The organism is Polyangium sp. 6x1 (assembly GCF_029946515.1).
Lineage (GTDB): Bacteria > Myxococcota_A > Polyangia > Polyangiales > Polyangiaceae > Polyangium.
On record NZ_JARZHH010000003.1, the window covers coordinates 1 to 13098 of the forward strand.

Consider the following 13098-nt stretch of genomic DNA (forward strand, 5'->3'; position numbering starts at 1 on the left):
GGCCAGGCGGAGCCCGGCCGATTCACCCCCCGAGGCGAGCTCGCTTCGCGATCTCGCAGAGCATCGAACTATTCGATGCTCTAGCCGAGCCCCTCTCCCTCGCGGGAGAGGGGAGCCGATGCGCCCGCCATACCTCGCCCGGCGGGCGCAGGGCAGGGGTTCTGCGTCGTTCGCTCCGCGCACGGGATCCACACGCGGAACGTCGTCCCTCGGCCGAGCGTGGAGACGCACTCGATGCGGCCTTCGTGCGCGGTCACGATACGACGCACCGTGGCGAGGCCGATCCCCGTGCCCGGCGCGCGTACGCCGGGGACACGGTAAAACGGCTCGAAGATGCGGTCCTTCGCGCCGTCGGGGATGCCGGGCCCGGTGTCCTCGACGGCGAGCTCGACGAAGCCTCCGTCGGCCCGCGCCGCGCGGATCGAGACGCGCCGCTCCGCCGAGCCCGCGATGTACTTGAGCGCGTTGCCGAGCAGGTTGAGCACGACGACGTGCAAGAGCTCGGGCGAACAGGCGACGCGCGTGTCCTCGACGTGGACCGTGACGTCCACGCGCGCCTCGGCGGCCGCCTGCGCGAGCTCCTCCGCGACCTCTGCGACGACCTCGCGCACCGACGCCTTCTGGCTCGTGTCGTCGGGGCGGCTCGATCGCGAGAACGCGAGCAGGCCCTCGAGCACCGCGTTTGCCCGCGTGACCGATCGTTCGAGGGAGGTCGCGATCCGCTCGGTCGCCTCCTTGCCCTCGGCGCGCCGCAGCCGCGGCGGCACGAGCGCGATCGGCGTGAGCAGGTTCCGCAGATCGTGGGCGATGCGGCCGGCGAACGCGTCGAGATCCTCGTTGACGCGCGAGAGCCGCTCGACCGTCTCCGCGAGGTTTCGCCGCGCCTCCTCGGCCTCCGCGCGGGCGCGCTCCTCCCGCGCGAAGAGCGCGAGCCGCTCCTCGGCCGCGCGGTAGAGCCGGTGCATCGTGCGCGTGAGCAGCACACCGAGGCCGGCCGCGAGCAGGACGGCGGCGCACGCGACGATGACGACGAGCCGTGACGAGCGCGTGGCGGCGCGCCGGGCGTTGTCGCGGGCCACCTCGAGGCGCGAGTCCACGAAGAGCTCGTAGTCGTCGATCGCCACCCCGAGCGCCCCGAGCTTCGGGATCACCTCGGCCGCGACGACGCGCCCCACGTCCTCGTGCGTCCCGCCCGCGCGATGCAACGCGAACGCGCGTGCGAGCGCCTCCTGGTGGGCTTTTTGCGCGGTCGCGACGCGCTCGATCCGCGCGCGCTCGGCCGGGTCCTCCGTGCGCGCGAGCAGCGCGCCGAGCCGCGTCTCGAACGCATGCCGCGCCGCGTAGCTCGCTTCGAGCATCTCGGGATCGCCGGTGAGCAGGTAGGCGCGGCCCTGCGAGGCTTTCGTCATCGCGCCGGTGCGCAGCCGCTCCACTTCGAGCAGCTCCGCGCCGTAGATCTCCTCGACGCGGTCCTGGCTCGCGATCACCGATTGCAGGGCGAAGCTCGCCACGCCGCCGATGACGAGCGCGGCGAGGATCGCGACGAGGTACGCGGCGCCGATCGTCTGTTCGAGCTTGCGCCGCGCAATCGTGCGCTCGGCCTCGCCCTCCCCGACGGAAGCGTTCGCGACGGCGAGCGTCCGTCGCATCGGATCGAGCCTGATCATGGCCCACCGCCGCGCGGCGCCCGGCGGGGCGGGGTGGACGATCCGATAGGCCCTGGAAAGGAAGACAAACGCGAAGCCTTTGCAGGAGGCCGCGCGAAGAGGCTGGCCGGCGGGAACACGAATCGCGCGAGGAGCAGGGCCCGTACCATGCGCGGGGTGCGCGGCCCGTGCCCAGGCCGCGCGTCCGGGGCGCGCGAGGGCGCCGGGAAACGCGCTTCGCGGGGGCGCTTTCGGCGCACATCGCCGGGGGATTCGTCTATCGTGTTTTTCGGCTTTTTTATCGGAGAGGTTCGATCATGTCCGGACGAATGGATGACGGTCATGCGGCCGCGCGCAGGCGGGTGCTGCTCGGTCTAGGTGCGGCGCTGTCGGCGGCCGCCGTTGGCTGCGGCGGCGCGGGATCGGCGACGGACGTCGCGGGCGGCGCGGGCGTGGGCGGCGCGGGCGGCGCGGGCGGCGCCGGTGGAATGGGCGGAATGGGCGGCGAAGGTGGCGCGGGCGGCGGCGATCCGGGCGAGAGCTGCACGGATTCGGGCGGTCTTTCGCCCGAAGAGCTGCTCGCGCCGATCGACACGTTCGTGATCCTGATGATGGAGAATCGCTCGTTCGACCATTACCTCGGGAGCTTGCGCCTCCTCGAGGGGCGCGACGTGATCGGCCTCGACGGCACGGAAAAGAACCCGGCGCCGGACGGATCATGGATTTCCGTGTCGAAGCTCGACGACTTTACCCCGGAGGATCCGCCGCACAACTGGGACGCGGCGCACGAGCAGTGGAACGGCGGCAAGAACGACGGATTCGTCCTGGCCCACGCGGGATCGGCCCAGGCGGACGTGATGGGGTATCACGTCCGGGAGCAAATCCCGATCACGTATGCGCTCGCCGACGCGCACGCCGTCTGCGACCGATGGTTTGCCTCCGTCATGGGGCCGACGTGGCCGAACCGGTTTTACCTGCACGGCGCGACGAGCAAGGGGCAAAAAGGAAATCTCCCCGTCCTCGGCTTCGACAGCGTCTTCAAATACCTCGACGAAGCCAAGGTGAGCCACAAGGTCTATTACCACGACATTGCGTGGTGCTCGGGCGCGTATCTGAAGACGACCGGGCTCGCGGGCATCGAGCAGTTTTTCGAGGACGCGGCGGCGGGCAAGCTCCCGAACGTGGTGTTCATCGACCCGCAATTCTTCGGCGGCGGCGCGAATGACGACCACCCGGATCACGACATCCGTCTCGGCCAAGCGCTCATCGCGAGCGTGTATGCGGCGCTCGCCAAGAGCCCGCAATGGGGCCGCTCGATGTTCGTCCTGACCTACGACGAGCACGGCGGGTTCTTCGACCACGTCGCGCCGCCGACGACCGAGGACGACGAATCCGAATTCGCGCAGCTCGGCTTCCGCGTGCCCTCGATCGTGGCCGGCCCGTTCGCGCGGAAAGGATGCACTGTCGGGACGCAGCTCGAGCACGTCTCGGTGATCCGCACGTTGTGCAGGAAATTCGGGATGCCCGCGTGGAACAAGCGTATCGCGGCGGCGAACGATCTGTCGTCGTGCATTCAGCCGGCGTACCTCTCGGACCCGCAGCCCGCGGTGGAGCTGCCCCCGGTGGATGTCTCGATGGCCGAGCTGATGGCGCGCCGCGAGCACACGGAGACGCATGCGGAGCTCAGGGAGGCGCTCGATCGAGGGCTCATTCCGAGGCACCTCGATCGGCGCGGGGAGGGGATGGCGATTGCGAAGAGGGTGCTCGAGGCGGGCGCGCGGCTCGGGGCGGTGCGGATCCGGGAGTGATCCGATGCGTCAGCCAGGCGCGCCGGAGGCCTCTTCGGGCGCCTGGCCGCGCTCGCCGCGCGTGCCGTACAGGTGCGTCAGCTCGAATGCGGCGGCGAGCGCGGGTTGCTTCGTCTCGCGGGCGGCCGCGCGCGCGGCTTTGCGCGCCGAGCGCGCGAGGGTGACGACGATTCCGTCGATCAAATCGAGCTGCTCGGTCGCGGCCACGGTGCTCTGTCCCTCGCGCTCCTTGGCGGTGGCGCGCAAGGCGTCGGCGGCGATCCCGAGGCGGGCGATGGCGTCCGGGCCGCCACGGTCGTGCACCACGGCCGTCACGCCTTCCCGCTTCAAGACATCCCGCAGGGTATCGAGCTGCACGGCGAGCTTTTCGGCGTCGTCCTGCGCGGCGCGCGTTTGATCGAGGGCGACGGCGATCGCATTCGCGGTGGCCTCGTCGCCTTTCTCTTCGAGATCGTTTCGCCCGGCGTGGAGGACGCTGCGAGCGGTCTCTCGCACGCTTTTTCCTTCCTTCAGTGCGGCGACGAATCCCTTGTTCGTGAGCTTGCGCTGGCCTTCGACCTCGGCGCGCCCGATACCGGCGGCGATGAGCGCGTCGCGCGCGTCCGAGAGCCGCGCGCTGTCGGCGCCATTGAAGCCGTGATTCTTGAGGGTAGGGGCGTACTTGTGGAGGGCTTCGAGCGTCTTGTTGGCCTGGTTCAGGGTATCGGTGGAGCCGAATTGCTTGCCGATGCGGAGGTACTCCTGCCGGGCTTTGGGGGCGATGGTGGCTGTGTCGAGGGGCATGGGGTGTCCTTTCCGTGAGAGGAAGGCGAGGCGTGATGTCGCGTGGGGACAGGAACGCTCGGGAGTGCCTCGGAAAGGTCGGATTCGTGCTCTGGAACGCTGGGGAGCGTCTCGAAACGGCTGGGAGGCGTCTCGAAACGGCTGGGAAGCGTCTCGAAGGAGGTTCGGGGTGTCGATGTACGGCGAGGAGGCGCCTCGAAGGAGGTTCGGGGCGTCGATGTACGGCCGGGAGGCGTGTCAAGGCGAGGCGCGGCGGCGTCGAGGTAGGCGTGAGGCGCGTCGAGGCAGAGGTGGCGCGCGTCAAGGCAAGGCGCGAGGCGCGTCGAGGCAGAGGTGGCGCGCGTCAAGGCAAGGCGCGAGGCGCGCCAAGGCAGAGGTGGCGCGCGTCAAGGCAAGGCGCGAGGCGCGTCGAGGCAGGGGCGGGCGGCGTCGAGGTAGAGGGGAGGCGCGTCAAGGCGCGAGGGCAGGGCTGCGCGGGGGAGGGGTCGCGGCCCACCATGCCCGCACCGCAGAGCAGTGCCTAGGGTGAGCCCCCGTGGGGGAGGGCATGCATCGTGCTCTCCTCGACGCGCGCGTGCGTCCGCACCGCCCTGACCACTTCCTGGATTGCGGCGACGACGAGCCGCGGCGCATCCTTGTGAATATAGTGCCCGCTGTCCACAGCGGTGAAGTGCACGCTATTGGACGAAAGACGAGGAAGCTCGGACTGCATCTCGCGCCATACCCGCGCCATCTGTGCGCCGAGCTCGGCCGAGCCCCCCGGCGGCGGCCCCTCCTTTCCATGGGTCAGCACGACCAGCGGCATGTCTCCGAGCGACCGCTTCGAATTGCGCACGTCCGCCATGCTGGCAAGGAACGCATCAAAATCGAGCCCCTCCGGGTGGTCGGCCAAGGAGGTCCGAAACCCACGCATGTCCTCCTCCGGGATCAGGCTCCAGAAGCGAGTATCCTGCTCCTCCGTCGTCGCGTCGACCAGCACCATGCCGACCACTTCGCGCGGGTGCTCGCTCGCAAAGAACCGGACATTGAGGCCACCGAGCGAGTGACCGACGAGCACATACGGACCGGCGATCCCCGCTCGCCCGAGCAGCGTGTGGAGCTCTCGGACCATCTGTCGGCTCGTGTGGGGTCTCGGCGCAGCGCTGCTCTCGCCCGTGCCAGCGCGGTCATAGGCACAGGCGCGCGTGAAACGACCCAGCTCTGGCTGAACCTCGCTCCATATGCCACCGTCATCGCCGAGCCCGGAGTCGAGCACGACAACCGGGATTCCTTTTCCAATGCAATGGATGTGCAGGGACAGTCCGCCGATATCGACCAACTCGTCCATGACCCCTGCGGGCGTTGCGGTGGGCGTGGTGGTCGCTCCGGGCGTGGCGGGCGGAACGCTCGGCCCCTGGCATGCGGTGAGTGTCATCAGCAGACCGACGCGGTACCAGAACGACATGAGCCCTCCGCTCGACCTACCTACCCGGGTGTAGCAGTCCACGTGAGCGTTCTTCGTTCCTTCGCCGGTCACCCCGCGTTACGGGCCGACCCACAGCGCCATGTAGATGTCGTCGATGTACGCGTTTGGACCGATCTTCAACCGCCGCGTCTTGCGCCCCTCTTCGACGAACCCGAGCGAACGATACAGCGCGATCGCGCGATCGTTCGACGAGCGCACCTGGAGCTCGACTTTTTCGACGCGCGGGTTCGACCGCGCCCAGCGCAAGAGCTCGTTCATGAGGGCCCTTCCGACGCCCTGGCCTTGATGCCCTTCGTGCACGGCGATCGTCAATCGGACGACGTGCGACGTCACCGCGAGCGGGAGCGGCTCCAAGAGCGCATGCCCGACGATCGCGCCCGCGCGTTCGGCGACGAGATACATGCCGCGGCCGCGCTCTTCGAGGTCGACGATCATCCTTCGAACGGCGTCATCGTCGATCTCGTCGGGCCTCGACGCCAGCATCCCCGGCACGCGCGCGATCGCGCGCTCGGCCGCCGCGAGCTGCGGAGCGTCCTCCGGTCGTGCGTTTCGAATCGAGAGCGCGTCCGAGCCCATGACGGCCTTCTTACCACGCGGCGCTCCTTTCGCGTAGCCGTTCGGTCAGGCCAGATCACCTGGACGAGTGCCCCGCTCCGTCGCGCGGCGAGGTAAGGGGGCGGGGAGGAGCGGCGCGTCAAAATGTGCAACCGCCTCGAACCCGGCACGAACTCGCGCCGCTCGGCGTTCGGCGCAGTCCTCGCGACGCTCGGCGCGTGCTCGGCATGGGCGCGTGCTCGACGGCGCAGCCCTCGCGGCGCTCGGCGCGATCGTGCTCGGCGCGCGCCCTGGGTTCGTCCGGCTCATCCACCCCCTTCCGGCGGTCTATTCGATCGTGTACCGTGCCCTACTCGACCCGCGCGTCTTTTGCTGTCAAGCACCATCCCGCCAATGGACCCATGAGAGTGCGTGACGGACGACCAGGAGGCGAATGTAATGGGACGGTTTGCAGTTCATGTGCCGCGGTTTCTGGTGAATGCGTTCAGCGGAGCGGCGTTAGCTGTTTCAGTGGCGGCCTGTGGTCCCTCTCCACCAACGATTGATGACGATGTCTGTCATCGAAGAATGGTGGCCTGTCAGAATCGGTGCGCCAAATCCGGCTTTAGCTTGGCGTGTGATCTTTGTTGCCACAACGAGGCGCGTAAATGCGATTCCGATGGTGGCAACTATAGCTTCTCAAGCTGCGAGGAGTAGTCAGGACTCGCGGAACATGCGCCGGTTGAGCAATGGAATGGGCCACGTGAGCCAACGGTGACGAGGGAGGAAAGGCGATGAGGCGACACCTTTTACTTGCAGTTGGTGCAATCGCCCTGTTCGGACTCCTGGTTCTTGCTGCGGCTACAATGCAGCCTATAGGCCATCGATCGCGACAACGGAACGACGCCGCAAAGCCGACATGTGCAGACTATCAGGAGGTCTGTTACAGTGGCTGCAATACGCGCGGGTTGGGCGCGGATTGCACCGCATGCTGCGACAGGGTAAAAGCCGAATGTGACGCAGGCGGTGACTATATGAGCCAGGCCAAGAAATGCGGAGTCGCCTCGCCATCGGGAAGTATGTGAACTCAACCGTTTCGGTTTGGAGGAGCCGTCGTCCGCGAGTTCAGAAGTGACGGGTTGTTTTTGCTGCATCAAGGCACAATCGTCGCCGCCACAGTCGTCACATTCGCCATCCCCGGCACAGCCGCCACCGTCACCTGTGCTCCAACGACCCGCGCATGCTTCAGCGCCCCTCCCGTCGCATACACGATCTCCGCGTTGGCCCCTGACAAACCGGAAAGCGCGACCGGCGCGGAGGACGTGGTCTGCGGGACCTCGACCGTCGTGACCGCGCCCCACGCCCCGTCCTTGCCACGCACGAAATAGATCCCCTCGTTCAGCACGCCGCGATACGCGACCACGAAATCGCCCGTGATCGTCGCGGCCACCGACGGCGAAAGCCCGGTCGCCGCCGTGCCCACGGTCTCCTCCGCGCTCCACGCATTCTGCGGGGTGATCAGCTTGACCGTGCAGATCAGGTTGTCGCCTTGCCGCACGTAAAAAATGCGGAGGTCCTGGTCCGCGTCGACGAGCGCGAACGGGCGCAGCCAGTTCGCCACGGTCGAGGTCGGCACCTGCGACGAAAGCGTCCACGTGCTCCCGGGGCCGCTCTTCGTGACGTAATAAAGGCGCGCGTCGTCGCCCGCATACACCGCGTACGCCCCCGCCGCGCCATCGCTCGCGAGCGCCGTCGTGCTCGGGCCGAACGCCTGGAGATGCACGATGCCGGCGGGCAGCGGGCTGAACGGACCAAAGGCGCCGCCGTCGTTTTGCGCGAAGTAATGCTTGTTGTCCGTGCCGAGGAACGTCATCAGCGTGGCCACGCCGAGCGGGGATGCCGCGGGGCCGTCCTGCGCGAATCCGAAGTTGCCGACCTTCTGCACGGCCCCGAAGCCCCCGGCCTTCGTCCACGTCGCCCAGAAGAGCTCGTTGTTCTCGGCCGCATCCGCGCTCTGACGGCGCAGGACCGCGACGACGCCCTCCGGCTTCGGCGCCAGCCCTGCCGCGGAAAACTGGAGGTTGACCGAGCCCGTGGCCCAGCCGGCGGCCGGATCGTAATGGGCTTCCCCCGCGCCCGGACCCGCGAGCACGAGCATCGTGCCCGTGGGACCGCCGCCGCCCGCGCCGCCCATTCCACCGGAGCCGCCCATTCCACCGGAGCCGCCCGCACCGCCCATTCCGCCCCCACCGCCGCTGCCGCCGCTTCCGCCCGCGCCGCCATTCCCGCCGCCGCTTCCGCCCATGCCGAAGGCGCCGCCATTGCCGCCCGTGCCGGCGCTGCTGCTCGCGGACGACGAGCTGCTCACGGCGAGCGACGCGCCAGCCCCGGACGTGAAATCGGGCAGCTCGGCGCCTTGGGCGCAGCCGAGGAGCGGGACGAGCGGGGAGAGCGCGAACAATCGGGGAAACATGCCCCAGTTGTCGCTTACTTCGTGGTGACGTCAAGCTTGGAGGAAAATGGGAGGCGGGACGGATGGGGGCGGGCAGCCACCCCCATCCCGACGGATCACCGGATGGTGATCGCGAGCTTGTAATCGAATTCGGCCACGGGGTTGCCCGGCGTCGCCGAGAACGGCGCAGCCTGCACGAGCACGTAATACGTGCCGCCCGCGAGGTTGTGGGCGAATCCGTGCGTCGGCGTCGCGCCGAGGCCGTCGATTGCCGAGCAATACCCGCGACCGCCGTCGTCGTCCGAGCCGAGCTCGACGCCCGCCGCATCGTAGAGCGTCAGATAGCTGTCGATGGGATCCGCGCCATTCGCGCACGACTCCGCGGCCGTCCCCTCGATGACCTCGGCCCGCAGCGATTTGCCCGCCGGGACCGTGATCTCGAAGTAGTCGTAATCGTCGAAGGTCGGGTGCGCGGCCGTGACGACCGTGTCCCAGCCCGTCGCCGCGTTCGCGTCGGCCGTCTGATCGTTCGGCTCGGCCTCCGGGCCGCTCTCCGTGAGCACCTTCGCCCGCAGCATGTACGAGGCGATCGTGCCGTCGTTGTTCATCTCCTCGACGCCGACGTAATACACGCCCGCGGCGAGGTTCATCGTCAGCGCCGAGCAGGAGCCCTCGCCGCTCACGTTGTCGGTGTCGATGAGCTGACCCGTCGAATCGAGCAGGCGCAGCGTCGAGGTGAAGCCGCAGCCGATGCCCGTGGCGTTCAGCGTTTCGAGCACGAGCACCGCGTCCGATGCGAGGTGGAGAGGGAAGAGGTCGACGTCGCCCGCCGCCGCGATGGCGCCCGTCACGTTGCCCGAACCCATCAGCATCACGCCGGAGGCGTCCGCTTCGGCCGTGGCGTTGTTCGGCTCGACCTCGGCCATCGACTCCAGCGCGCACGTGGCGCTGCAGCCGTCGCCCGCCATCGTGTTGCCGTCGTCGCAGGCCTCCGCGCCGTCGAGGTAGCCGTCGCCGCAGACCTCCGTGCGATCGCAGGTCGCCTCGCAGCCGGCGCCGCCGTCGCACTCCTCGCTGCCCTCGATCACGCCGTCGCCGCAGACGGACTCCACGGCCATTTCGAGCAGATACCCGGGGATGACCGTGTTGTTCTCGAAGTCCTCGACCTTGACGAAATACGTGCCCGGGGCGAGGTGCCGCGCGCCCGCGTGCGTCTTGCCCGAGATGCGCGAGCAGATGTTGACGCCGCCGTCATCCGCCGTCGCGAGCACGGTCGTGCCGTCGGGGCCGTAGAGCGTGATCACCGTGTCGAGCGGCAGCGCGCAGGTGCCGGGGCCGTTCGCGTCGTGCGTCTGGAGGCGGACGTCCGAGATCGCGCTCAGCGTGAAGCTGTAGACGTCGACGTCGCTGCCCGGGGTGATCGCGCCGCTCACGATCGCGTACGGCGTGAAGGGGCCGTTTGCGGTCGCAGAGTCGTTGTTCGGCTCCGTCTCCAGCGTCGACTCCTTCATGCACGACGCGTCGCAGCCGTCGCCGGCCGTCGTGTTGCCGTCGTCGCACGTCTCGGGCGCGTCGATGATGCTGTCGCCGCAGACCGCGTTGCGATCGCACGTCATCGAGCAGCCCGCGCCGCCGTCGCACTCCTCGGCGCCCTCGACCTTGCCGTTGCCGCACGTCGCGTCGAGCGTGACTTGCAGGCGATAACCGGGGATCTCCGTGTTGTTGAGGTAGTCCTCGACCGAGACGAAATACGTGCCCGCCGGCAGGTGCCGAGCCGCGGCGTCGCCGGCTTTCTTCGAATCGATCTTGCCGCACGCGCCGAGGCCGCCGAGGTCGCGCTCGAGCAGGAGCGTGGTGCCGTCGGTGCCGTAGAGGCGGAGCAACGTGTCGATGCCGTTGCACGTGCCAGGGCCGTTCACGTCGAACGACTCGACCGTGAGGTCGCTCGTCTGGTCGAGCTTGATCGCGTAGAAGTCGACGTCCGTCGCCGGGCTGATCGCGCCCTGGTAGAGCGCGGGCGGGGCGAAGCCGCCCGACGCTTGCGCGTTCGTGTCGTTCGGCTCCGTCTCCATGAGGACCGACGTCTGGCAGGTCGCGCTGCACGTGTCGCCGTCCATCGTGTTGCCGTCGTCGCAGGTCTCGGGCGCATCGACGTTGCCGTCGCCGCAGACCGCGATGCGATCGCACGTCGCCGCGCAGCCCGCGCCGCCGTCGCACTCCTCGGAGCCGCTCACGGTGCCGTCGCCGCAGAGCGCGTCGTACGTCACGACGAGCTTGTAGCTCGGGATCGCCTTGTCATTGCCCGCCTCTTCGACCTTCACGTAGTACGTGCCCGCCGCGATGTGCCGCAGCGCCGGGCTCGTCGTGCCGTCGAGGCGCGAGCACGCGTTCGTGCCGCCGTCGTCGTCGGAGGCGATCACCGTGGTGCCGTCGCTCGCGTAGAGCGTGACGAGCGTGTCGATGTTCGCGCAGCTCGACGGGCCGGACCCGTCGTACGTCTCGATGTGCAGGTCGACCGTCGCGGGGACGGTGATCTGGATCCAGTCGGCGTCACTGCCGGGGCTGATCGCGCCGCTGACCAGGACGGGCGCCGAATACGGGCCGTTCGCCGTGGCAGCGCCGTTGTTCGGCTCGGTCTCCGTGAACGTGTCGACCACGCACGTCGAGCTGCAGCCGTCGAGGTCCTTCGTGTTGCCGTCGTCGCACTCCTCGGCGCCGGCGACGATGCCGTCGCCGCAGGTCGTGCTGCACGCGCTCGGCTGACCCGTGCAGGTCCAGCCGTTCTCCACGGCGCACAAGCTGCACCCGTCCATGTCGGTCGTGTTGGCGTCGTCGCACGCCTCCACGACGACGACGATGCCGTCGCCGCATTCGCTCACGCACACGCTGGGCTCGCCCGTGCACATCCAGCCCGGTTCCTGCGCGCACGTGGCGTCGCAGCCGTCGTCGGCCGTCGTGTTGCCGTCGTCGCACGCCTCGCCGCCGAGGATCGCGCCGTCGCCGCAGGTCGGCGTGCACACGCTGGGCTCGCCGGTGCAGCTCCAGCCGGTCTCCGTGGCGCACGTGGCGTCGCAGCCGTCGTCCGCCGTCGTGTTCCCGTCGTCGCAGGTCTCGGCGCCGGTGGTCTGACCGTCGCCGCACACGGCCATCGAGCCGCCCGCGCCGCCCTGGCCGCCCGCGCCGCCCTGGCCTCCTGCGCCGCCCTGGCCTCCTGCGCCGCCCTGGCCTCCTGCGCCGCCCTGGCCGCCCTGGCCGCCTGCGCCGCCTTGGCCTCCCACGCCGCCTTGGCCGCCTTGGCCGCCCTGGCCTCCGGTGCCCCCGGAACCGCCTTGTCCTTGCGGAATATCACTCCGATCGACCGCTGCGATCAGCTCGCAGCCCATGGATCCGAACGATCCAAGGCCGATCACGAGCGCCATACCCACGTGCCTCGTTAGCCTCGTCATGCGCGATTCTTCGCTCCCAATGGTTCGCGATGTCTCGCCCGACGCCTGCTTCCGAGACGCGTACCCGAGGGCCTCTGCAAGCGAAGAGCCCGGATACCTCAATGAATCAACGGGCCGGCGTCAAGCGTTCATTGGTCCGAAGTCCCGTCACGCGAGCGTCGCGAGGAACGAGCGCACGGCGTCGTTGAAGGCCCGAGGCGCATCCATGTTCACGCAGTGGTTCGCGCCCGCGATCACCACGTCGCCGCGACACGACGGATCCCGAAGGGCCCACGCGGGTCCTTGTTTCGCGATCGATCCGGCGCGGCTCAGCGCTCCGCGCACGAGCACGAACGGCTTCGGGATGCGGTCGTCTGGCGCGTCACGCAGGCAGCCGAGGACCGCCCTCATCACCTCGATCGTTTCGTGCTTTTCGAGGCGCAACATCGCCTCCTCGCAGTACACACGCACGCTCTCCACGGCCGAGACCGATTGCGCGCTGTGCCTCAACAATGCGCCGTACGGATAGAGCCAGAGCATTGCAGGCGCGAGCCATAGGCCGAGGCGCTCCATCCAGGAGAGCTCCGCCGTGTTGCACGCGCAGTCCACGAGCACGAGCGCGCGCACGCGATCGGGGTGCCTCCGGACGAGCTCCTGCACCAGGTTCCCTCCCATGCTTTGCCCTACGTGCACCGCCGGTGGCGCGCCGACCGTGTCGAGCAGCGCCACCAGGTCGTCGATCACGGTCTCGACCGTGAAACGTGTCCCCATCGGTCGCGAGAGCCCGTGCCCGCGCACGTCCCAGAGGAGCACACGATGCTGCTCGGCGAGCGCTGCGACGTTGTCGCGCCACATCCGGTGATCGAGCCCCGCGCCGTGGGTGAGCACGACGAGCGGACGCCCCGCGTCGCCGACGAGCCAGTAGTGAATCGGACAGCCTTCTCGCTCGAGAACGCGTGGCTCCTGACCCACCCACGTCATCCCA

Annotated in this window: 8 protein-coding genes; 1 reads left to right on the forward strand and 7 read right to left on the reverse strand. The window is 69.0% G+C overall.

Annotated features, from left to right (window positions below; all coding sequences use genetic code 11):
* Nucleotides 1-80 precede the first annotated feature (80 nt).
* Entirely contained in the window at nucleotides 81-1649 is a 1569-nt protein-coding gene (locus tag QHF85_RS04990) for an ATP-binding protein (protein WP_281325890.1), read from the reverse strand.
* 314 nt (nucleotides 1650-1963) lie between these two features.
* Between QHF85_RS04990 and QHF85_RS04995 the strand changes: the two genes are divergently transcribed.
* Nucleotides 1964-3454 (forward strand): alkaline phosphatase family protein, encoded by a 1491-nt coding sequence (locus QHF85_RS04995; RefSeq protein ID WP_281325891.1) that lies wholly within the window; start codon nucleotides 1964-1966, stop codon nucleotides 3452-3454.
* 9 nt (nucleotides 3455-3463) lie between these two features.
* Here QHF85_RS04995 and QHF85_RS05000 read toward each other — a convergent pair whose 3' ends face one another.
* From QHF85_RS05000 to QHF85_RS05025, 6 genes are all read right to left on the reverse strand, one after another.
* Nucleotides 3464-4237: a hypothetical protein gene (locus tag QHF85_RS05000; RefSeq protein WP_281325892.1), complete on the reverse strand. Its 774-nt coding sequence runs from the start codon at nucleotides 4235-4237 to the stop codon at nucleotides 3464-3466.
* Between the two features lie 520 nt (nucleotides 4238-4757).
* Entirely contained in the window at nucleotides 4758-5681 is a 924-nt protein-coding gene (locus QHF85_RS05005; protein ID WP_281325893.1) for an alpha/beta fold hydrolase, read from the reverse strand.
* 78 nt (nucleotides 5682-5759) lie between these two features.
* Nucleotides 5760-6278: an N-acetyltransferase gene (locus QHF85_RS05010; protein ID WP_281325894.1), complete on the reverse strand. Its 519-nt coding sequence runs from the start codon at nucleotides 6276-6278 to the stop codon at nucleotides 5760-5762.
* Between the two features lie 1111 nt (nucleotides 6279-7389).
* Nucleotides 7390-8709 (reverse strand): hypothetical protein, encoded by a 1320-nt coding sequence (locus QHF85_RS05015; RefSeq protein WP_281325895.1) that lies wholly within the window; start codon nucleotides 8707-8709, stop codon nucleotides 7390-7392.
* Between the two features lie 95 nt (nucleotides 8710-8804).
* Nucleotides 8805-12134 (reverse strand): DVUA0089 family protein, encoded by a 3330-nt coding sequence (locus tag QHF85_RS05020; protein WP_281325896.1) that lies wholly within the window; start codon nucleotides 12132-12134, stop codon nucleotides 8805-8807.
* 147 nt (nucleotides 12135-12281) lie between these two features.
* Complete coding sequence (locus tag QHF85_RS05025; RefSeq protein ID WP_281325897.1) at nucleotides 12282-13094, reverse strand: alpha/beta fold hydrolase; 813 nt, start codon at nucleotides 13092-13094, stop codon at nucleotides 12282-12284.
* Between the last annotated feature and the right edge of the window lie 4 nt (nucleotides 13095-13098).